Source organism: Priestia endophytica (assembly GCF_026790145.1).
Taxonomy (GTDB): Bacteria; Bacillota; Bacilli; order Bacillales; family Bacillaceae_H; genus Bacillus_I; species Bacillus_I endophytica_A.
Genome location: NZ_JALAMS010000011.1, coordinates 116,284 through 138,753, shown reverse-complemented (window position 1 = coordinate 138,753; position 22,470 = coordinate 116,284). Strand labels below are relative to the sequence as shown.

Annotated in this window: 16 protein-coding genes; 15 read left to right on the top strand and 1 reads right to left on the bottom strand. The window is 37.3% G+C overall.

The window, feature by feature from the left end:
• Nucleotides 1–127: 127 nt before the first annotated feature.
• From MOC86_RS09110 to MOC86_RS09040, 15 genes are all read left to right on the top strand, one after another.
• Complete coding sequence (locus tag MOC86_RS09110; protein ID WP_268583866.1) at nucleotides 128–2,296, top strand: LTA synthase family protein; 2,169 nt, start codon at nucleotides 128–130, stop codon at nucleotides 2,294–2,296.
• Between the two features lie 182 nt (nucleotides 2,297–2,478).
• Nucleotides 2,479–3,108 (top strand): 5-bromo-4-chloroindolyl phosphate hydrolysis family protein, encoded by a 630-nt coding sequence (locus MOC86_RS09105; RefSeq protein WP_268583865.1) that lies wholly within the window; start codon nucleotides 2,479–2,481, stop codon nucleotides 3,106–3,108.
• A gap of 13 nt (nucleotides 3,109–3,121) precedes the next feature.
• Complete coding sequence (locus MOC86_RS09100) at nucleotides 3,122–4,273, top strand: toxic anion resistance protein (RefSeq protein WP_268583864.1); 1,152 nt, start codon at nucleotides 3,122–3,124, stop codon at nucleotides 4,271–4,273.
• Between the two features lie 52 nt (nucleotides 4,274–4,325).
• Nucleotides 4,326–5,414, top strand: coding sequence for an AI-2E family transporter (locus MOC86_RS09095; RefSeq protein ID WP_185183367.1), 1,089 nt, complete (start codon nucleotides 4,326–4,328; stop codon nucleotides 5,412–5,414).
• A gap of 82 nt (nucleotides 5,415–5,496) precedes the next feature.
• Nucleotides 5,497–5,796 (top strand): DUF3243 domain-containing protein, encoded by a 300-nt coding sequence (locus tag MOC86_RS09090; RefSeq protein ID WP_268583863.1) that lies wholly within the window; start codon nucleotides 5,497–5,499, stop codon nucleotides 5,794–5,796.
• Between the two features lie 142 nt (nucleotides 5,797–5,938).
• Entirely contained in the window at nucleotides 5,939–7,273 is a 1,335-nt protein-coding gene (locus MOC86_RS09085) for a sodium-dependent transporter (protein WP_268583862.1), read from the top strand.
• A gap of 271 nt (nucleotides 7,274–7,544) precedes the next feature.
• Nucleotides 7,545–8,309, top strand: a complete 765-nt coding sequence (locus MOC86_RS09080; protein ID WP_268583861.1) for a vWA domain-containing protein — start codon at nucleotides 7,545–7,547, stop codon at nucleotides 8,307–8,309.
• A 9-nt stretch (nucleotides 8,310–8,318) separates the two neighbouring features.
• Nucleotides 8,319–9,086, top strand: a complete 768-nt coding sequence (locus MOC86_RS09075; RefSeq protein WP_268583859.1) for a hypothetical protein — start codon at nucleotides 8,319–8,321, stop codon at nucleotides 9,084–9,086.
• 11 nt (nucleotides 9,087–9,097) lie between these two features.
• The gene (locus MOC86_RS09070; RefSeq protein ID WP_243518755.1) at nucleotides 9,098–9,442 is read left to right on the top strand and encodes a hypothetical protein; all 345 of its coding nucleotides are present in this window, start codon (nucleotides 9,098–9,100) and stop codon (nucleotides 9,440–9,442) included.
• Between the two features lie 10 nt (nucleotides 9,443–9,452).
• Nucleotides 9,453–13,493 (top strand): type VII secretion protein EssC, encoded by a 4,041-nt coding sequence (gene essC, locus MOC86_RS09065; protein ID WP_268583858.1) that lies wholly within the window; start codon nucleotides 9,453–9,455, stop codon nucleotides 13,491–13,493.
• A 180-nt stretch (nucleotides 13,494–13,673) separates the two neighbouring features.
• Complete coding sequence (locus MOC86_RS09060) at nucleotides 13,674–13,946, top strand: WXG100 family type VII secretion target (RefSeq protein WP_061805366.1); 273 nt, start codon at nucleotides 13,674–13,676, stop codon at nucleotides 13,944–13,946.
• Nucleotides 13,947–14,070: 124 nt separating this feature from the next.
• Nucleotides 14,071–16,704: a tetratricopeptide repeat protein gene (locus tag MOC86_RS09055; protein ID WP_268583856.1), complete on the top strand. Its 2,634-nt coding sequence runs from the start codon at nucleotides 14,071–14,073 to the stop codon at nucleotides 16,702–16,704.
• A 15-nt stretch (nucleotides 16,705–16,719) separates the two neighbouring features.
• On the top strand, nucleotides 16,720–19,317 hold the full coding sequence (locus MOC86_RS09050) for a hypothetical protein (RefSeq protein WP_268583855.1): 2,598 nt from the start codon (nucleotides 16,720–16,722) through the stop codon (nucleotides 19,315–19,317).
• Nucleotides 19,318–19,521: 204 nt separating this feature from the next.
• On the top strand, nucleotides 19,522–20,532 hold the full coding sequence (locus tag MOC86_RS09045) for an ADP-ribosylglycohydrolase family protein (RefSeq protein ID WP_419146619.1): 1,011 nt from the start codon (nucleotides 19,522–19,524) through the stop codon (nucleotides 20,530–20,532).
• A gap of 334 nt (nucleotides 20,533–20,866) precedes the next feature.
• Complete coding sequence (locus tag MOC86_RS09040) at nucleotides 20,867–21,532, top strand: hypothetical protein (protein WP_268583853.1); 666 nt, start codon at nucleotides 20,867–20,869, stop codon at nucleotides 21,530–21,532.
• Nucleotides 21,533–21,599: 67 nt separating this feature from the next.
• On the opposite strand, the gene MOC86_RS09035 is transcribed toward MOC86_RS09040, so the two are convergent.
• On the bottom strand, nucleotides 21,600–22,373 hold the full coding sequence (locus tag MOC86_RS09035; protein WP_268583851.1) for a DeoR/GlpR family DNA-binding transcription regulator: 774 nt from the start codon (nucleotides 22,371–22,373) through the stop codon (nucleotides 21,600–21,602).
• Between the last annotated feature and the right edge of the window lie 97 nt (nucleotides 22,374–22,470).

The following is a 22,470-nucleotide window of genomic DNA, read 5'->3' as shown; positions in this document are numbered from 1 at the left end:
CTAAGCGGTAGAATAGTGGCATACTGTCCAAAAAGCTCTCTTTTATTCTGTTAGGGAGTTTGTCTTTTTTTGTTGCGTTCATTTTCTTATAAAAAAAAGGGAACGTTAATTGTAGAGAGGTGAAAGTATGAAATCGTTTTTCAGGAAAGGTCAACAATTTTTGAACACGCATTTAGGACTTTTCCTATTTATTGCGGTTCTATTTTGGTTAAAAACTTACGCAGCTTATCGATTTGAATTTGATCTTGGAATTGACAATTCAATGCAGAAGTTTTTATTATTCATTAACCCAATCAGCTCTTCCTTATTCTTTTTAGGAATTGCGCTATTTTTCAAGGGGAAAGCGCAGTATAGAGTATTGATTGCGATTAACTTTGTATTATCATTTATTCTATTTGCGAATATTGTGTTTTACCGCTTTTTCAATGACTTCATTACAATACCGGTTTTAAGACAAACTGAAAACTTTGGTAAACTAGGCGGAAGTGCACAAGCATTAATGACACCAACAGATATTTTTTATTTTACAGATACAATCATCTTAATCGCACTTGTTCTATTTAAAGTTGTTAAACCACATGCGGAGAAATTTAGCCGTCGTGGAATTGTAGCTGTTTTTACAGCAGCGATTATGATTTTTGCAGGAAACTTAGCTCTTGCTGAATCAGATCGTCCACAGCTTCTAACACGTGCGTTTGATCGTAACTATCTTGTAAAATATCTTGGTGCTTACAACTATACAATTTATGATGCAATTCAAAGTACAAAATCATCTGCTCAACGAGCTTTAGCAGACAGCAGTGATGTTACAGAAGTAGAGAACTTTGCAAAAGCATCTTATGCAGAACCAAACCCAGAATATTTTGGTCAATTAAAAGGGAAGAATGTTGTTTACATTTCACTTGAGTCCCTCCAATCATTTATGATTGACTATAAGTTAAATGGGCAAGAAGTAACTCCATTCTTAAATAGCTTAGCCAAAGATAGTAATACTTTATACTTTAAGAATCTGTTCCACCAAACAGGTCAAGGTAAAACATCTGATGCTGAATTTATGATGGAAAATAGTATTTATCCATTACCACAAGGTTCTGTGTTCTCAACAAAAGCTGAAAACACGTACCAAGCTTTACCGCAACTATTGAAGGAAAATGGATATAAAGATACAGCGGTCTTCCACGGAAACAACAAAACGTTCTGGAACCGTGAAGAAAACTATAAAGCATTTGGCTACGATCATTTCTTTGATGAAAGCTACTACAATATGGTAGATGGTCATGTCTTAAACTACGGTTTAGAAGATAAACCATACTTTAAAGAATCAATGCCATATTTAGAATCATTAAAACAACCGTTCTATACGAAGTTTATTACGTTATCAAATCATTTCCCTTATCCGTTAAGTGATGATAAAAAGACGATTGCACCAGGAGATACAGGTGACACATCTGTTGATAACTACTTCCAAACAGCACGATACATGGACGAAGCTTTAGAGCAATTCTTCAATGATATGAAGGAAGCTGGTCTTTATGAGAATACAGTATTCGTAATGTACGGTGACCATTACGGTATTTCTGAAAACCATAAAAAAGCAATGAGCAAAGTTATGGGTAAAGATATCAACGACTTTGAAGAAGCACAGCTTCAGCGTGTACCACTGTTTATCCATGCACCAGGTCTTGAAGGCAAAGGTGGAGTGCAGGATACGTACGGCGGACAAGTCGATGTAAGACCAACTGTAGAACACTTACTCGGAGTCGATACGAAAAACCAAATTCAATTTGGTACAGATCTTCTATCAAAAGATCATCAGCAAATCGTACCGTTCCGTAACGGAGACTTTGTAACACCAGAATATACACAGATTGATGATAAAGTGTATGACAACGCAACAGGAGAAAAACTCCCAAGTACAGATGAAACGAAAAAAGACCAAGAGCTTGTACAGAAGAAACTAGAGCTTTCAGATAAGCTTGTATATGGTGATTTACTCCGTTTCTATGACTTAAAAGGGTTTGAACAACCGAAGCGTTCATCATTTGATTATTCAAAAGATGATAAATTAGCAAAAGAACCTGGATTCCTTGAAAAAGAGAAGAAAACTCTTGAACAAGAAAAACAGGAAAAAGAAGCAGAATATAAAGCTAAAGGTTACGGTCTTGAAGCGAGCGAAGAACAAGCAAAAGATGGAGCAGATTATGAGCCAGCAGCGCCAGGATCTGAACTTCAAGGGTCTGAAACGCCACAAACTAAAACTCAAGAGTCTGAAACTCAAGAATCTGAAGCTAAATAAAAAGTGTGAGGGATATATCCCTCACACTTTTTTTATAAGTTCAAAAGCGGAAAAATGAAACTTTAGATAGAGAAAAAACGTATAACATAGTGAAGAAACACCGAAAGCAAACTCGTTCGAATATTTAGATGAAGTGTGCTATTATGAAAGAAAATGTTCGCTAATAGGGAGGAAATTGTAAAGTGATCAAGCGAATCATTCAAACGTTGCTGTATTCAGGTTTAGCTGGGTTTGTAACAATCGTTGGAGCGGCGTTCTTTTTAGATATTCCGCTGTTCTTTTCTATATTAATTGGGATAGGAACGTGGAGCGCAACGGTTCTCCTCTGTTTATGTTACTTTCTTTTGCGCCGAAATTTCCGCTACGATCCGTTTAAAGAGCAAAAAGCATATGTTGACCATCATGTAAAAGAAGCGAGAAAATCACTTCGTATGCTAAGTCAGTCTCGTTTTAAAGTGAAATCAATGCATGTATGGATTAAAATTAACAAACTTCAAAAAGTTGGTCGCTCCATTATTGATATGGTTGATAAAGAACCTGCTCGATTTTATGAAGCACAAGACTTTTTTAAAAAATATTTGCCTTCTACGGTCAAAATTGTTGATCGATATATATTTTTACTTGCGAAGCCAACTAAAAATGCAGAAGTGAAAATTGCGCTAAGTGAAACAGAAGACACGTTAGATGAATTAATTGTGAAATATGATGAAGTTCTAACATCTAGCATTAGCCAAGATCTAACAGCGCTCGAAATTGAGCAGAGTCTTCTTCATAACAGCTATGGAGAAAGTAAACCACCAGCAGGGAAATGAAAAGGGTGATAAAATGAACGAATTCAAAGATAATTCTTTAAGCAGTTTTGATGATTTATTAAGTGACCCATTTAAAACAAATGAATCTTCAACTGAGCTCTCTAAAGAAGAAAAAGGAGAGGTAAAATCAATTGAAAGGCTTTCTCCTCAATATAAAGAAAAAGCAATTAAAATTTCAGAGCAAATTAATCAAAATGATCATCAGGCAATTTTGCAATATGGAGTTGCTGCACAGTCCGAGATTTCTAAGTTCTCTCAAGGCGTGCTTCAGCATGTTCAGGCAAAAGATACAGGACCAGTAGGAGAAGTGCTGACAGATCTTATGGGGAAAATTAAACAGCTTAATCTTGATGAGCTATCAGGTAAGAAACAAGGAAGAGTGGGCCGCTTTTTCTCTACTATTTCTCGTTCAGCAAAAGGTATTTTTCCAAAATACAGCAGCTTACAAGTGGAAATTGAGAAAATTGCTGATCAGCTTGAGCACACAAAGCAAGAGCTGTACCGAGATCTTCTTATGCTTGAAAAGCTCTATGATAAAAACAAGGAGTACTTTGATGCATTAAATATCTATATTGCAGCAGCTGAACATAAACTAGAACTTCTTGAAACAGAAACGCTTCCAAAGCTTGAACAAGAAGCGTTAAAAACGGACAATTATTTAACAGTGCAAGAAGTGAACGATGTAAAGCAGTTTATGACTCGTCTTGATAAACGAACGTATGATCTGAAGTTAAGCAGACAAATTGCTATTCAAAGCGCTCCTCAAATTCGAATGATTCAGGAAGTAAATCAAACACTTGTAGAAAAAATACAAAGCTCTATTCTAACGGCAATTCCTCTATGGAAAAATCAAGTTGTGATTGCTCTTACACTTTTAAGACAAGAAAAAGCAATGGAAGCGCAGCGTGAGGTAACGAACACAACGAATGATTTATTGTTAAAGAATTCAGAGCTATTGAAGAAAAATACGGTTGATATTGCAAGAGAGAACGAGCGTGGGCTTGTTGACATTGAAACGCTCCAAAAAACGCAAGAAAATTTAGTTGAAACATTAGAAGAAGTGCTTCAAATTCAAGCAGATGGCCGGACAAAACGGAAGGAAGCTGAACGAGAATTACAGCACATGGAAGATAACTTAAAAAAACGTCTTCTTGATTTAACGTAAAGAGCCTATGTTTAAAAAAAGTAAGGTAGAGAGAGAAGGAGAAAAGGGTTTTATGAGAAAGTCTAAGGCACTGCAGTCAGGTGTTTTAATTTTACTATTTTTAACGATACTTTTCATGCTTTCAAAAGTATCCTTTGTTATCACACCAATAATAAGCATGATTACAAATATTTTGGCCCCTCTTATTATTGCGGGCGTTCTGTATTATTTGTTGCGCCCGATCGTTTTTTTACTAACGCTTCTAAAAATTCCGAGAATCCTAGCTATTCTGCTTGTTTTCTCGGCTTTTATTACAGGAGTAACAAGCGTTGGAACATACTTATATCCAATTGTATCTCATCAGCTTGCTCAGTTTGTGAACTTTTTGCCAAACGTTGCTCGGGATATAACGGATAATATTCAAGACCTTCAAACCCTTCCATGGTCTGATGAACTTAGAGCTCGCCTTGCTAATAATGATCTTGAAAAGCGTGCAACTGAGATGCTTGGTGAAGTAGCAACAACACTTGGGAATAGCACAATTCAAATTATTGACTTTTTACGTAATACCATTATTGTCATTATTACAGTGCCATTTGTCCTCTTTTATATGTTGAAAGACGGACATAAGCTTCCAAAGACTTTCTCACGCTTTATTCCATCAGCTAAATATCGTGAAGTAACGTATGATGTATTAAAGCAAGCAAGTAGTACATTAAGCGCTTATGTGCAAGGACAAGTTATTGTGAGCTTGTTTGTAGGGATTTGTGTTTATATCTTATATCTTTTGCTTGGGCTTGATTATGCGCTAATTTTAGCTTTAATTGCGCTGTTTACGAATCTAATTCCGTTTGTAGGCCCTTTTATTGGCACAGTGCCAGGCGTGATTGTCGGTTTTATTCAAGAGCCTCGCCTTGCTCTTTACGTGATTATTGGGATTATCATTATTCAGCAAATTGAAAGTAACTTAATTTCTCCACAAGTTATGGGGAAAAAGCTTGATGTGCATCCTGTAACCGTTATTTTACTTTTGCTTGCATCTGGGAGCTTCTTCGGATTTGTAGGCCTGCTTCTTGCCCTTCCAACATATTGTGTGCTAAAAGTTGTTGTTATGAAAGTGTATGAACTGCTGTTTCCATACTATAATGTGCACGAAGAATAAAAACACTTTTACATGTTTGAAAGCTCGAAATGGGGGAACCAACCTAATATAAGTTAGTACAAACTATTAGGAGTTTTTACAAATGGAAAGAGCAGAAAAAGCAGTACGTGAAAAAAGCGAAGAAGAGAAAGAGCAAATTCTTCAAAACTTTGAGGAATTCAAGAACTACTTAGGTGATAAAGTAGAAAAGGGTCAAAAGCTTGGATTAAGCAAAGAAGCTGTTGCAAAGTCAGCGAAAAAAGTAGCAGACTATCTAGCGAAGAATGAAGAACCTAAAAACCGCGAAGAGTACTTACTACAACAACTATGGAAAGTTGGCGAAGAAGAGGATCGTCATCACTTAGCTCGTATGCTTGTTCGATTAACAGACGAAACAAATTAAAAAAGTCGGTGCATCAGCACCGGCTTTTTTTTAGGTTCTCTAAAATATTTTAAAGCACAAAATATATGTTTTTAGTTGTGGAGAAGCCTCTATTTTTAGTAACATAGAAACAGTGGTTTGTTTTATGAGAAAGGGGCTTTTTATGGAAGACAGTAATAAATGGTCGTCGCGGCTAGGTTTTATTCTAGCATCCGCTGGAGCGGCGATTGGATTAGGTGCCATTTGGAAGTTTCCGTACGTAGCGGGAACGAGCGGAGGAGGCGCATTTTTTCTTTTATTTATCATTTTCACGCTTTTTGTTGGACTACCTCTTTTACTTGCTGAATTTGTAATTGGGCGTAGTACTGGAAAAGAAGCAGTTAGTGCTTATAAAGCGCTTGCTCCAAAAGGATGGCCGTGGATTGGAAAACTTGGAGTAGCAAGTAACGTTTTACTTTTAGCTTTTTATAGCGTTGTAGGCGGTTGGATTCTGCTTTACACGATTTTAAGTATTTCTGGAGATTTGCTTGGAAAAGTGTATGGTCCACTTTTTGATACAATTATTGCTAACCCTTTTGTTGTAGTTGGAGCTCAGGCAGTCTTTCTACTCATTAATATTATTGTTGTATCTGTTGGCGTTCAGAAAGGTATTGAGCGTGCAAATAAGTATATGATGCCTGCTTTATTTATTTTTTTCATCGTGCTTGTTGTTCGCTCTCTAACTCTGCCAGATGCAATGGAAGGAGTTCGCTTTTTTCTGAAACCAGATTTTAGTGCGATTACAGGTCAGTCTGTTTTATTTGCGCTTGGACAATCGTTCTTTGCACTTTGTGTTGGACTTTCTTGTATGGTTACGTACAGTTCATATTTAGATAAAAGCGTCAGCCTCACTCGTTCAGCAGGGAGCGTAGCTCTTTTAAATATTTTCGTGTCGCTTCTTGCAGGGCTTGCTATTTTTCCAGCAGTATTTTCATTTGGAATTGAGCCAACGGCAGGACCAGGTTTATTATTTGTTGCTCTCCCATCTGTATTTGAGCAGATGCCGTTTGGGGTTGTTTTCTTAACAATCTTTTTAATTCTATTTTTATTTGCAACGTTAACCTCTTCTTTTTCAATGCTTGAAATTATCACTTCTGCATTAGGAAAAGGAGATGTAGAGAAACGCAAGAAATTTTCGTGGATAGGGGGAATTATCGTCTTTGTTGTAGGCGTATTCCCAGCTCTTTCTTACGGAGCTCTCAGCCATGTTACTCTATTTAATAAGAATATCTTTGATTTGTTTGACTTTTTAGTAAGCAACATGATGCTGCCGCTTGGAAGTTTAGCTATCTCGATTTTCGTTGGATACCGTATGAAACGAGAAACTCTCTTAGAAGAATTTCAAGCTGGAAGTTCAATTGGAAAACGAGTGTTCATTTTGTGGTTGTTCTTACTCAAATATCTTCTGCCTCTCATTATTATTGTGGTTTTTTTAGGCGGATTACCTATTTGGAAATAATAAAACTTCTAATTGCTTACCTCTGTTTTGTTAAAACTCACCCAATGAGTAAAAATTTGGGTGGGTTTTTTAGTTCTTTTGACCCCTTTTTCGAATTCTATGATGTAGTTTGATAGTTAATGTGAGACCTTTTCCATATTTCCATCCTTCTGTAAGAAAGATAAAATATGTATATTGAAAGAGAATTTGCTATAAATATTACCATTTGGTAAGAAGGTACTCTCACAAACCTTGCCTTATGAAAAAAGAGAGAGAAAGGAAGGCAACTGGCATGAGTTATGAAAAACAAGCAACGCAGGGAACGCCTGCTTATATTATTTATTTGTTAGATATTAGTGCCTCAATGAACGGGATGATGAAATCTGGTCAAGGTGAAAAAAAGCGAATTGACGTTGTTGCGTCTGCTCTACAATCTGCTATTCGACAGATGGTATTTCGTTCTACAAAAGGAAGTCGATTGAGCCCGCGCTATCGCGTATCTATCTTAGCATATAGTGATTACGTTTTTGACGTATTGGGCGGTCCGAAAGGAATTGATGAGCTCGCTGGTAAACCACCGCTTAAAAATATCAAAACGCAGCGCTTTACAAACACAGCGAAAGGCTTTCAGGCTGTGGAAGACCTTCTAAAGGAAGAACTTCCACATCTTCAAGAATGTCCTGCTCCACTTGTATGTCATATGACAGATGGAGAATATACAGGAGAAGATCCAGAAGCAATTGTTAAAAGAATACAAGGATTAACTGTAAAAGATGGTAATGTACTTGTTGAAAATATTTTCATTTCCGATGACATTTTAAAAGAACCTGTTTTAGATCCCAAAAAATGGGGTGGTATTCAAGAGCAAACAGCGTTTCTTGATCAATATGGAATGCAGCTAAAAAAGCTATCTTCTCCTATTCCTGAAAGTTACCGAACAATGATGAATGAAACAGGATATAGCATTAAAGAAGGAGCAGTCATGATGCTTCCTGGGGCAAATGAAGATCTTGTGTCCCTCGGCTTTCAAATGTCGGCTGCAACTCCTGTTAGATAGGAGGAAACCATGAACTATTTTAAAAGTAATCAGCGAAAAGAAGAAGAGCTATCTTTTTTAAATACTGACTTCTTTCAGCTTTGTTATGGTTTCTACAGGGCTCGCGAAACAATGGAGAACGAAGAAAAGAGTCAGGATTATCTTGTCTTTCAAGAAGAAAATGGCACACTTGCTTTTGCTCTTTGTGATGGTGTTAGCTTGTCTTTTTATGGAGATGCTGCAGCACAGTTTTTAGGAGATAAGCTTGTTGCTTGGCTTATGAAGCAAGATGAACTTCTGTATGAAGAAGGAGAGACTCTTTTTCATGCTTATTTAGAGACGTTAACAGAAGAAGCTACAAAATATATAGAAGATGTGCCTGTACATTCATATCTTCCCCCATTAGTGAAGAGCGTACTTGAAGAAAAACGAGATAACGGAAGCGAGGCAATGTTTGCTTGCGGGCGAATTGATGCGCTCTCTAATGGACTATATCGCTTATTTTTAAGTAGTGGAGGCGATATTAGAGTACGCTTTTTTTCAGATAATGGAGAGGCAGTTTATCAAAGTAAATTAGAAACAGGGGTAAGGTGGTCAACGAAAAGAGGGCTTATAGGTGAAAAAGCCAATATAGTGATTCAAAAATCATGTGCGTTTCATAAACTTCTTCTTTATTCGGATGGTTTGGCTTTCTTAGATGAAAAAGAGATAGGAAATGACGAGATAAAAGAAGCTATCTCTCATAGCTTATCCACACCTGAAAGTGATGATCTCTCTCTTTTAGAAATTACGTTATAGGAAGTGATGATATGGAAGAAATTATTATAACGTTCATTCATGGAAAAGAAGAGCTTGATCTGCTGCTTCCAAATGATATTGAAGCAAAAGAAGCAGCAAGCCTTCTAGCAAAGCATTTTCAACATGCGTATAAAGGAATGGAGCCACCAGAGATTGAATATTCTTTCGACCAAAAACAGTGGTATAAAGCAGATCCAGAAGAAACGCTAGAATACGCAATGATTTGGGACGGCGTATTCTTGAGACTCTGTAAACAAGGAATGTCTTCATTACCAACTATTTATGAAGGAAAAGATGAACAAATTGAAGAGCTTGTAGAACGCTCTGATGATTATGTGTGGAAAATGATTCAATAAGGAGGACGTTATGAGAAAATCACCATACTTTAAACGTTCACCTCGTTTAAAGCTTGCTTTACCAACAGGGAAAATGGTTGTGCATAGTCCAAAACAAGAACCGCAGGAGCCGAAATTTTCATTTGAATCAATGGTTATTCCTATATTTCTAACGGCTGCAACGGTTGGGATTATGTTTTGGCTGTCCAAAACGGTTATGAACAACAGTATGTATCCAATTTTTATGCTTGCGATGAGCGTACCCATGATTGGTTCTTACACAGCTACAATTGTGATGCATTTTCGCAAAAAGAAAGCACATAGAAATGAAGTCGAAACATTACATAGAGAATATCTAGAGCAAATTGAAAAACATCAAAAAGAAATTGAAGACATCCGTGCTGATCAAGAAGCGTTTTTACGTCAGCATAATCCACATCCTGATCATTGTTTGGAGCGGATTCACCAACGTAAAAGTACGCTTTGGGAGAGAACGCCGCAAACAGATGACTTTTTAGAACTTCGCGTAGGAATCGGAAAACGACCGTTTCAAATGGAAATAGAAGTACCAAATCAGCAAGGATATGATGTAAACCCGCTTATTGCGGAAGCTCAAAAATTACAGGAGCATTATCGTGAAGTTGTGGGGGTACCTGTTACAATTCCATTAAAAGAAAAGCGTGTTGTTGGTCTTGTTGGAGACAGAGCAGAGATTTTAAACTTAGCACGCGTTCTTTCCTTACAGCTTGTGACACATCATTCACCTGAAGAAGTGAAAGTTGTCTCAAACTACAATGAAGAAGAGGAAGAAGAATGGTCGTGGATGCGCTGGCTGCCCCATACGTGGAGCCAAGGGCGAAAGCTACGCTATATGGCAAAAGGGCAAGAAGAGACAACAGAGCTGTTTGAGACGCTTTACAGCATGTTAAATATTCGTAGACTTGAAAAGGGAGCCGACAATAAAAAAGAAGCGCATGTACCTGAGTTTGTGTTCTTTTTAAGCGACTTAACGCTTTTAGAGGATGATCCACTGCTTCCTCTTCTTTTAAATCAAGAAGAAGAAATTGGGGCTTGTACGTTTTTAATGTCTCCTGAAAAAGAGATGTTGCCAATGGAATGTGAACTTATTATTGAAGTGAAAAATGGCGTTGCTAAGCTTTACGAAACATTTGCTGGTGAAGATGAAATTCAATATTTCACAGGCTCTGAAAAAGTAGCTATTGATCAGTTTTCTTTAAAAGAAGCAAAAGAAATGGCCAGAGCAAGCGCACCGCTTCGTGTAAAAGAGTCGGCGTCAATTAATGTACCGAACGTGCTCACGTTCTTATCAATGTACGAAAAACAGCGTGTTGAAGAATTAACTGTGCTTGATCGTTGGACTGAAAACCGTTATCCACTTACGCTTCCGGTTATTATCGGAGTGAGGGAAGGAAATAAGCCTGTTTTCTTGAACATCCACGACAAAATTGAAAAGGGCGGGCATGGTCCCCACGGTTTAATGGCTGGAACAACAGGTTCCGGGAAAAGTGAAGTGATTCAGTCCATCATTTTATCACTTGCCCTAACATATCATCCGCATGAGCTTTCTTTTATGCTTATTGACTATAAAGGCGGAGGAATGTCCAATACGTTTGACGGTCTTCCCCACGTTGTAGCAGCGATTACAAACTTAGAAGATCCAAATCTGATTCAACGGGCTAAAACTTCCCTTCGAGCAGAGCTTGAACGCCGACAAAAGCTGTTTAATAAAGCAGGTAATCTTCAGCATATTGATGAGTATTTTAAATCAGATTGGCGTTTTAAAGAGCCACTTCCACATTTATTCATTGTTATTGATGAATTTGCTCAACTAAAAAAAGAGCAGCCTGAATTTATGGATGAGCTTGTTAGCATTGCCGCAATTGGACGTACGCTAGGTGTTCACCTTCTACTTGCAACCCAAAAACCAACTGGAGTTGTTAACGATAAAATTTGGAGTAACTCGCGCTTTAAAGTGTGTTTACGTGTACAAGATGAAACAGACAGCCGAGAGATGATTAAAATTCCGAATGCAGCGGATATCAATGTGCCAGGACGAGGCTATTTTCAAGTTGGAAACAATGAAGTGCTTGAATATTTCCAATCTGCATGGAGTGGGGCTCCTTATCATCCAGAGAAGGAAGAACAAGAGCGACAAATCGAGATTGCTAAAATTGGGCTAAATGGAGCGCGTTCCTATTATGAAGCTCCAAAATCTGAAAAGGAAACAGAGCAAAAGCAAATCAATGCGCTTATTCACTATATAAGCAATGAAGCAAAACTTGCGGGTATCGAACCACTACAAGGACCATGGCAGCCGCCACTTCCACAGTCATTACCGATTACTGACCTCATTGAATCTGAAAAGTGGAGTGTTGAGCGCTGGGAAGAAAAGAAAGAAGGTTTGATTATTACATCAGGACTTATTGATGATGTTCGCAATCAAACACAGTTTCCAATTTCGATTGACTTGGAAGCAGGGCATTTTCTCATTTACGGGATGCCTGGTTCAGGAAAAACATATTTCCTTCAGTCTGCGCTTTTATCCTTGTTTTTCAACTATGCGCCAAGCGAGTTGAACACCTATATTATTGATTTTAGTCGTCAGTTTCATGACTTTAATTACTTCCCACATGTTGGAGACGTCATTGGAGAAGAACAAGAAGAAAAAATGATGCGCTTGTTTAAATTTCTTCAAAAAGAACTGCGTTTACGCATTTCTCTTTTCTCTGAGCATGGCGTAAGTTCACCTGTGAACTACCGACGTTTAACAGGTGAAGAGTTGCCAGCTATCGTTGTAGCGATTGATGGCTACGCCACATTTAGAAAGACATTTGAAGAAGAAAATGAGCAGTTTGAGTACTTGCTTCGAGATGGAGCGAAATATGGTATTTATTTCATCACAAGTATTAACCAAGCAAATGATATGTACGAGCGATATCGTAATAACTTCCAATCAGCGGTAGCTTTTGAGCTTGCAGATCGTTCAGATTTCCATTTTGCAGTTGGGAGACCTGACTTTGCTGCAACAGACTTGCCGCCTGGACGAGGGTTTATTAAAGGAAGCACTCCACCATACATGTTCCAAGCAGCAACTCCGTATGAAGGAGAAGACGAACTTGAGAAAATGAAATTTCTGCAGGGCTGGGGAAAAAGAATGAAGGAAGAAAATAAAGGCAGCCAAGCATTCTCTATTCCGCTCGTCCCAAAACTTGTTACACTAAAGGACCTTTATAACCGAAGAAATCGAATTAAACCGAAAACATTGCCATTTGGCCTCGAAAAAGAAGATTTAAATGTTCTATCGCTTGATATTGAAGAGGAGAACCATATTATTGTCTCAGGACGCGTTGAGTCAGGAAAAACAGCTCTCCTCCAAACATTGATTTTAGGAATGGGTAGACAATTTAGAAGTGATGAGATTGACATATATCTTATCGAACTTGAGCCAAAACGCAATGGAATGCTTACACTTGCTTCGCTTCCACATGTAAAAGGCTATGCAACAGATCTTACGCAAGCAAACGAGCTTTTTGATGAAATTGAAAGAGAACTCGCAACGCGAGAAGGTGCTTCACTTGATTTCGGAAGTTTTCAAGATGAAGAGGGCCCAACATACAAACCGCTCATTATTGTTGTTGATGATGGAGAGAACTTTATGAGCCAAGTTTCCATGGACTTTAACATCAAACCAAAGCTTGAAAATATCACTAAAACAGCTCGGCAAAAAAATGTACACTTTATCTTTGCTGGAAGTGTAGGAGGATTCACAGCATACGGCCATGACACATGGTTTGTAAACCTTAAAAAGAAATTTACCGGCATTTTACTTGGCTCAACAATGTCAAATGACCTTTATTTCTTTAATATGAGGTTAACGCATAGTGAAACAGACCAAGAGCTTCCAGCAGGAGAAGGTTTTATTATAAGAGGACAGCATGAGAAAATAAAAGCAGCTCTTCCATTCCTCGACAAAGAAGAACAAAAAAGCTTGCTTACGAAATTATCGAAAACTGAGGAATTTGTTGAAAAATGTCGAATTGGGTGTGTATAGAACTAGAACTATAGAATCACAAAAAAATTAATTCAAAGGGAAATTAGTAGTATATTCCTTAGTTGGATAGTTATAAAGACTTAAATTCCTCTAAAACTATTTAGTTTCCTATAAAGTTATAATATATTATTCCATGTAATATATTTACTCTATTTGAATATAAAGGAGCTGCAAAATATTATGTCAATGAAAATTCTTGTTTCACCAGAAGAACTAGATGGAATTTCAAGACAGTTTAAAAACGGTGCAGATCAAAGTCGTCAACAATGTTCAACTTTAAGAAACGCACTACAGTCTCTTGATGGACGCTGGGATGGAGCAACAAAACAACGTTTCTTCACACAGTTTGAACAGTCTCAAAAACATATGGAAGCATATACACAGTTACTTGATTCCATTGGTCAAGAGTTAGCTGATATCGCAACACGTTTCCGTCAAGTTGACGGTCAATAAGACCATGATTGGAGGAAGGCTAGCTACAGCAAAGGTAGCTAGCCTTTCTTATGATAAACCAAAGAGCCGTTATTCAAATAAAGAGTAAATTGTTTTAACTAAAAAAAGAATTGAGGGTATGCTTATGAGCTTTCATCCGGAAGTTGGCGATGAGATTAAGCTTTTCTCGACATCCTACTCATTTACAAAACATCCTGCTGTTGTTGGAATAGATATGCCTTACGGACAAGAAGGCAGACAAGGGACCGTCTATCAGCTTAAAACAACAAAAGCAGGGAGAAAAGACTTTGTAGCTCTTAAAGTATTTCGCGACCGCTTCAGAGGCCCCAATCAAGTAGGGGTTGCTCAAGATATTAAGCCATATGCAGAACTGCCTGGCCTTCGCGTTTGTGCGCGAAAAGTCGTTGAAATAAAAGAACACGAGCATTTGCTTTCCACTTATGAAGATTTGCAATATTCCTTAATGATGCCGTGGATTGAAGGTCCAACATGGGCAGACATTATTGTTGATGAAAAAAAGATAACAAGTGATGAAAGCTTATACATAGCATGTATGTTTACATACATTTTACGAGAGTTAGAGCAGCGCGAACTTGCACACTGTGATTTGTCCTCAAGTAATATTATTCTTCCATTCTTTTCAACTGAACGAAGAGATGGGATTGGAAACATTGAATTTGTTGACGTTGAAGAAATGTATGCGCCACATCTGACAAAACCAAAGTCTTTGCCAGGCGGATCTTTCGGATATGCCCCTTACTATATTAAGGAAGGAAAATGGTGTAAGGAAGCGGATCGTTTCTCAGGAGCTGTACTACTAGCTGAGATGGTCTCTTGGCATAGCGATGAAGTGAGAAAAAATAAAGCAGATGATGCAAGCTACTTTAAACCAGATGAAATTGGCCAAAACAATGATCGATTTAAGCTTCTATTAAAAACAATAAGTGGAACGCTTGGACCAGAAAGCAAGAACTTGTTCAAGAAAGTTTGGAAGAGTAAGAAGTTAGAAGATTGTCCAACGTTTAAGGAATGGTATGACCTTTTCCCTGAAAATGTTAGAAATCGAGTTGAAGAAGATGTCACACGCATTCAAGGTGAAAAAGGGGATAACGAATTATCGGTTCAGGACCACCTTGACATTGCGGCGAAATTTGAAGGATTAGGTCAAAAAGACGCAGCAGAACTTGAGTATCGCTATGTTGTTCATCATTTTCAAGAACACAAATCAATTGTTAAAGAGATTGAGATGTTTCTTGATCATCCTTATGAAGAAAACAGCAGACCTTTTATTGTCCAAGATTACTTAGAGGCCGCTGCTCATTTTGAGAAGCTTTATGACTATGACCAAGCGCTTCTCTTTTACAAACGAGCAAGCATGCTGCCAAGCATTGAACCTTCTTTTAAAACAGAGCTTCAGTTCATTATGAGCGAGCTTGCTGAAAAGCGGGACGAGGAGTCAGGGCAAAAATCAACGACTGAAACATTTCAGGAACTACTGAAAGAAGATGAAGAAAAACGTCCTGTTACACCAATTCAAACAAGACCCTTTACACAAGAAGCAAAAAAACCTGCCAAGCAAAAGGTCGGCACGTTTGTTAAAAAGCGCTGGATTATGATTTCTGTTGTGACGCTTGTTATTGTCACAATTGGCGTTACTGTCTGGGCTTTCCGTTATTCAGCAAATGAGAAGTGGGAAACAACGCTTGCTCATGGAACAGAAGCATATAAAAAAGGCGATTACCTTCAAGCAGAAGAGTATTTTAAGAGCGCAATGGAGCAAAAGAAAAAGCCTGAAGTATACTTGAAGCTTGGTCAACTTTACTTAGCAACAGGTGAAAATGATAAAGCATCAACGCTTTTTGATGAAGCATTTCAGCAAAAAGAGCTATCGAAAAGTAGTCAAAAAGCAAACTACCTAGCAGGGCAGTCTTACTACAGAGAAAAAACGTATGCAAAAGCCATTTCTTATTTTGAACAAGGATATGAAGCAAAGAAAAGCTCGTACTACAACCGCCTTGTTCATGATTTAGTTGAAAGCTATATTGCGATTGGCAAGCTAAATAAAGCAAACTATATTGTTGAAGATATTCCGCAAGATGACGCTGAAAGTCAAGCTCTTTATCAATATTTAAAAGGCGAGCTTTTCTCTATTGTTGAGCGTTATGATAAAGCTCTTACGTACTATAAAAAAGCAGTGGAGCTTGAAGGAACGCGAGATCGCCATGTTGAGGCCCTTTCAGATACGTATGCGCTTATTAATGCGATGCCAAGTACAACAAATGAACAAAAGCGAGCTAACTATGAAGAAGGCATAAGCATTCTAGGTGTTGTGTTAAAAGAAGAACCGAAAAACGAACAGCTTTTAGCGCGTCTCGGACGCATGCACTACGATTTCGGACAACTGCTTACAGAGCTGAACGATAACGGGTCCATAGCGCAATATCGAAAAGCGCTTGATGATTATAAAACAGCATTAGGTCTTGGTGTGAAAAGTGAGAACCTCCTCATTAACACCGCTCTTGCTAGCAACAAAGTGGGAGATAAAAAAGGAGCTGAAGCGTACTTTAAGACAGCGCGTGAGGACTATCCAAACAGCAGCAATACGCTGTTTGTATACGCTAAATTCAAGCTTGGTGAAAAGCAATACAAAGAAGCTGAAACTTACTTCAACCAAGTAATTGAAATGAATGATAACGAAGAATATGTTCAGTCTTCAAAAGATGCTGTTCAAAAGATGAAAGAAAGCAATTTACTTTAATTGGGAGGGAACAACGTGGAAGAACAACAAAATGAGAAAATGTCACCAAAAGCAAGATGGATTATCGGGGGCATTGTCACCATCTGTCTTGCAGTTCTTATCGTAGTGGCAATCCAGCTTAATAAAAAGCAGGAGCCAGAAGTAGCGACAGAAGCAACGCAGGATAAAAAAGAAAAAACAGCAGATGAGCAAATTGGAAGCGACCTTGAGAAAGCCTTAAGTGAATTAAAGAAAGATAAAAGCAGTGAGGATAAGAAAACAGATAGCAAAGATAAAACAACGGCAACAAAATCAAGCGATCCGTTTGCTTATCTTTTTAACCCATCAAAATCAGAAGATCCTTTAACATTCCTAAGCATTGATCCAACAGAGCTTCCAGATGTTCCAGAGCCTGTTGTGAGTAAGAAGGATGCTGTAGCAGGGGTGCAGGATGAAGGAAAGTCGAAGGGTCCGGTTGTTACGCTTCCAATGGATTTAAATCAGACCCCACTACCAGATGTTGATGATCCAAAGCTTTCAGATGGTAGTTTAGATTTAGGGGAAGATGATAATGGTACTGGTGAGGATATTACTTCTAAAGGAGATAGCGAAACAGGCCAAGGAAATGAAGGTTCAGGCCAAGGAAATGAAGGTTCAGGCCAAGGGAATGAAGGTTCAGGCCAAGGAAATGAAGGTTCAGGTCAAGGAAATGAAGGTTCGGGCCAAGGGAATGAAGGTTCAGGTCAAGGAAATGAAGGTTCGGGCCAAGGGAATGAAGGTTCAGGCCAAGGAGATGAGGATGAAAATCCAGACAAGCCACTTGAGAACGTTACCCTTGCTATTCAAGAAGACACATATGAGCGCCTAGCCTATTATGCAAATCAAAACAGAGAAGATGACGTTCTGTATTATGGAAATGGAGAAACATCAAAAGAAGAAGTAGTAAGTTTAATGCAACAAATGCTTAATGAACGCTATAAAAATCCAAAAAGTGAGACTCTTGTAGCCCAACAGCTTATTCAATCATTAAACAGATCACAGCTTAATAGTAAAGAAGCGCAGTTATATAACGCAGAGCTTGCAAAATTACAAGCAGAGATTAAAAAAGTTACGCGTGAAGAGTATGTTGATGTGTATGTGATTGATGGCGGGGACGCAAAAGATCAGCTTTACTATGCTGGAACATTTGCAGATCTTATTAATGGTAATGAACAACAATTAACAGAAGCAAAAAATAGTGTAATGGATGAAGCGGACAAGCTAGCAAGTGAAGCTGCTGCAAATCTAGCAAATAAACTTGAGGAAAGCCAACGTGAAGCGAACAAGCAAAAATTGATTAACGCTATTAATAATTATCAACTCGTTGCGAACTACTCAGAAGAAGAGAGTAAAGAAGCAGATGCCAAACGAAGTGAGGCATTACGAACTCTTAGTGAGATAACCGCTATTGAAGAGAAACAAGAAATTGAATATGCAACAAAGCCAAAAGAAGATGAAGAAAATGATGAAGATAAGTTAAAAGAGTTTTTCGAAGATTTAATGGAAGACCAAAAATATGTTCAAACGCTTCAACAAGCTTCAGCATATGTTGAGAAATACCCAGACCTTCAAGATATAATCGATGAAGCAAGTGAAAAACTTCTTGATCAATCTGTAGAACAGATGAAGAGCAACAGTGCTTATAACGATAAGTATACGAAAGATCATCTTGCTCAAAGCTATGCTGCTTTAACTGGTTTATCAACAGTACCAAGTGAAATTAGTGAAAAAGCACAAGATGAGTTTTACGGCTATCGCTTAGCTATGCAAGCTGAAAAACTAATTGACGAGGATCCAACACAAGCCGTTATTTTTGCTCATGAAGGTTATAAACGTCAAGAAACAGATGGAGCAAAAGGGGTTCTACAAAAAGCGAATACAGCTTTAAGTGAAAAAGCAGTAGCGATGGATGAAGGAAAAGCTGAGCGTGCATATGAGCTTCTAACGGTAACAGCAAAAGATGTAAATGAAGATATCGCACAAACAGCTACGGATCGTAAAACAGCTTATGGATATGTTGCAGCAGGTGAAAAACAGTACAATGCTGGTGAAACCGAAGAAGCTATTGCATATGGAAGTGAAGCAAATCGACTTTATCCAGAGAAGAATCTAGGAGGAGCGCTTGTTGAAAAAGCGGCAAAACACCTACTAGAAGAAGCTGGGCAAAAAGAGCTTACAGCACAAACTGAAACTTACAACTTGATTGTAAATGTAAAAGGTCTTGACGAAAGTATAAAAACTCAAGCAGAAAGTCGTAAGACAGTGATTGATATACTTGATCGAGTAAACACTTTAGAAAAACAAGAACAAAATGTAGAAGAACACACACAACAGGTGTTTTATTACTTAGATGAAGCAGTTGGAGCATCAGAAAACACAGGCTGGTCTGATGAAGAAAAAGCAAAAGTTCAACAGCGTTATGATGCTCAGATAAGCAGTATGTTAGCACAAGCTCAAACATGGAGTACAGGAAGTGAAGAAGAGCAAAAGAAAGCAGCAGTTTATTATAAAGTCATTGCTGAAAAGGGCACGCATGTAGGAGAAGAAACAGTAGCAAATGCTGAAAAAGCATTAAATGATCTTGGATATGAGTAATAGATAAAGAGGCCGGAGAAATCCGGCCTTTATTGTATAAATAATATTATAGATTAAGGTTAGATAAAGTTTTTTTAATAAAGTTAGAAAGAATACATGCGCTAGAGAGCTTAAGAGAGAACATTAGTAAGGGAGAATTTAAAGATTAAATGTCAAAGTTGACGTTTAAATCGAATAACTTAGTAAAGTAAAGGATTGATAAAAATGAGATTACTAGAACGATGGGAGGCAGATGACAAAATGTTTCTAGAAATAGCTATTAAAAAGCAAGTTTTACCGACGCTTTACGGAGGTATTATTGGCGATATGTTAGGAGTACCTGTAGAGTTTAAAAAAAGAGGGACTTTTCATATTAACGATGTCACGGGATATGGAACATATAATCAGCCACCTGGTACATGGTCAGACGATACGTCAATGACTTTATGTTTAGTCGAAAACTTAACGGAAAATGGTAGCCCGCTAGATTTAATGAAGAAGTTTGTACAATATGAAGAGAATGGCTACCTTACTCCTCATGGAAAGATGTTTGATATAGGAATTGCCACTGTAAAAGCAATTAGACGTTTTAAGGAAGGAACACCATTAACACAATGTGGCGGAACATCTGAATATGATAATGGAAATGGAGCAATTATGAGAATTTCTCCATTAGCCCTTATCTTAAGTAAAGATTTTGACTTTGATAAACACGTTAAAATCATTAGACAATATACGGAAATAACACACGCGCATCCACGAGCTATTGTAGGGTCTTTTATTTATGTAGAACTGTTAGTTAGAATGTCTCTGAATGATTCCCTTGAAAAAGCAATTCAAAATATACAGCTTCTTTTTAATCATATTTTTAATGAAGATCATCCCTATCAAAAAGAATTCCAGCACTATGAAAGAATATTTAAAGATAATTTCTTTAACATCCCAGAAGAAGAGATTTTGTCAGGTGGTTATGTAGTACATACTTTAGAAGCGGCTATATGGTGTTTAGGGACGACTTCTTCTTTTAAAGCAGCAGTTTTAAAAGCCGTTAATCTAGGTGATGACACAGATACAGTAGGAGCGATAACAGGGACTTTAGCAGGAATGTACTACAAGATGGAAGGTATTCCTAAGGATTGGCTGGAGAAAATAGTGAGAAAAGACAAAGTTGATGAGTTAATCAAAGACTTTTGTGACGCTAGAGTAGAGAAAGGTATGAAGGAAGGAAAGTATTGATGGTAAGGTTAACATAGAAAATACAAAATACATTTTAAATAAAATCCTTAGTTAGCTTTAAGTTAATTAAGGATTTTTTATAAATTGGTAAAACGTAGGAATAAACCTTTTTAAAAAAGCCGAGGAGTTTATTAATGATGTTTTTATAAATAGCTTTCGGAGATTTTACATAGTCGGTATTAGGGAAGTGAAGGCATTGGATACGAGTAAGGAAGCTTTAAAGATTTTAAGAAACTATGGATGGTATGAAGGAATAGATATTAAAGAAATGAAAGAAAATTTAGAACAATAAATATGAATTACCTATCACTATTCTAAAAAAGGAGCACTCCAAATGAAAAAACTAGCCTGTTTCCATGCTCATCACTCAAATATTGAACATATTGAGGCATCATTACGCAATATGGATATTGAACTTCTACATTTTGTAGATCCAGGTCTTGATGCTCGTAAGAATGATCAAAGTTTTACTGTTAGTGATATACAAAAGAAAATAGGGGATACACTAAATTGGATAGCTAGCACAGGAGTTGATGGAATTTTAATTACGTGCACGTTTTTTACAGCATATCTTAATGAAGAGAAATTGGGGATTTGTATTCCTATTATAAAAATTGATGCTCCCCTATTCCATAAAATTTGTGAGAAAGAGACACCTCAAACACTAGTTTTTACGAATCCTGAAACAGTTAAAGGGACAATGAACCAATTAGATATGTTCGCTGACCGGTATCAGAAGAAGATTAATATTACGCCAATCTTAATAGAAGGAGCCTTCGAGTTTGTTATGAAAGGAGAGAAAGAGAAATATAAAAGAATAGTAGAGGAACGATTAGAAAACCTTCTAAACGAGAGAAGAGATACATCGCTCTCTGTTGCACAGCTTTCTATGGCTCCCCTAGCTCAACATGTGGGGGAGAAGACAGGCATTTGTATTAATACTCCTCTAAACCTGCTCGAAAGCCATATAAGAGAAGCGTTAAATTGTCCTCATGTATAGATTGTAAAAGCGCCGTTTAATATAAAGGATTATATTAAACGGCGCTTTCTATAGAGGATAAGGCTAGTTAATTCGCAATTTCTATAATTTTCCCTTGGGAAGTAAAATATTCATTTATCTCGTCAGAAACTTCTTGATCTGTAATTAATACATCCACTTCATGTGTATGAGCAAAAGTAGCAATAGAGTTTTTGTTGATTTTACTATGATCAAGTAAAGCAATTGTTTTATTCGTAACAGCAACCATTTCTCGTTTTAATTCTACTTCATATAAGCTAAAATCAGTAAGTCCGTCTTTTGTATTGAAAGCATATGCAGAAGTAAAAAGGATATCAATATTAATCTTTCTTAAGAGCTCACATCCTAGTAGGCCTTCAACAGAATTAGAAGAGCTTCGGACAATCCCACCGATTACAATCACTGTTAAGTATGGGTTTTCTTTAAGCAATGATGCTGTTGATAAACCGCTTGTTACAACAGTTAATCTCATTGTAGAATCCCTTAACAGTGTTGCAAGCTCGAAACAGGTAGAACTTGCGTCTAAAAGAATACATTGACCTTCTTCTATATGTTTAATCGCATATGAAGCAATTCTCTGTTTCTCAGTACGATATTTCTTTTCGCGTACTTCATATTTTTTATCTACTACATCTATACCTTTTTCTTTAATCATGGCGCCACCATGGGTTCGGTTTAAGAGCCCTTGTTTCTCTAATTGGCTTAAATCAGAACGAACTGTGGCTGCGGAAAAGTTAAGAAGTTCTGTTAATTCATTTACAGATACTGTTTCTTTTTCTATAACAATTTCCAAGATTTTATTTCTACGTTCATCCGCATACATAATATTTCCCACCTATTTTTTAAAATTAGATTACCTTTTCCATTTTTATTCATTTTTAAAAATGACAAGAGAAGATAATTATTTTTTCGTTTATTTT

Coding starts and splice junctions, on each gene's coding strand:
- MOC86_RS09075 (WP_268583859.1), top strand. CDS start 8,319: ATGAACTATTTTAAAAGTAATCAGCGAAAAGAAGAAGAGCTATCTTTT.
- MOC86_RS09040 (WP_268583853.1), top strand. CDS start 20,867: ATGAAAAAACTAGCCTGTTTCCATGCTCATCACTCAAATATTGAACAT.
- MOC86_RS09090 (WP_268583863.1), top strand. CDS start 5,497: ATGGAAAGAGCAGAAAAAGCAGTACGTGAAAAAAGCGAAGAAGAGAAA.
- MOC86_RS09080 (WP_268583861.1), top strand. CDS start 7,545: ATGAGTTATGAAAAACAAGCAACGCAGGGAACGCCTGCTTATATTATT.
- MOC86_RS09095 (WP_185183367.1), top strand. CDS start 4,326: ATGAGAAAGTCTAAGGCACTGCAGTCAGGTGTTTTAATTTTACTATTT.
- MOC86_RS09110 (WP_268583866.1), top strand. CDS start 128: ATGAAATCGTTTTTCAGGAAAGGTCAACAATTTTTGAACACGCATTTA.
- MOC86_RS09070 (WP_243518755.1), top strand. CDS start 9,098: ATGGAAGAAATTATTATAACGTTCATTCATGGAAAAGAAGAGCTTGAT.
- MOC86_RS09055 (WP_268583856.1), top strand. CDS start 14,071: ATGAGCTTTCATCCGGAAGTTGGCGATGAGATTAAGCTTTTCTCGACA.
- MOC86_RS09085 (WP_268583862.1), top strand. CDS start 5,939: ATGGAAGACAGTAATAAATGGTCGTCGCGGCTAGGTTTTATTCTAGCA.
- MOC86_RS09045 (WP_419146619.1), top strand. CDS start 19,522: ATGAGATTACTAGAACGATGGGAGGCAGATGACAAAATGTTTCTAGAA.
- essC (WP_268583858.1), top strand. CDS start 9,453: ATGAGAAAATCACCATACTTTAAACGTTCACCTCGTTTAAAGCTTGCT.
- MOC86_RS09100 (WP_268583864.1), top strand. CDS start 3,122: ATGAACGAATTCAAAGATAATTCTTTAAGCAGTTTTGATGATTTATTA.
- MOC86_RS09060 (WP_061805366.1), top strand. CDS start 13,674: ATGTCAATGAAAATTCTTGTTTCACCAGAAGAACTAGATGGAATTTCA.
- MOC86_RS09035 (WP_268583851.1), bottom strand. CDS start 22,373: ATGTATGCGGATGAACGTAGAAATAAAATCTTGGAAATTGTTATAGAA.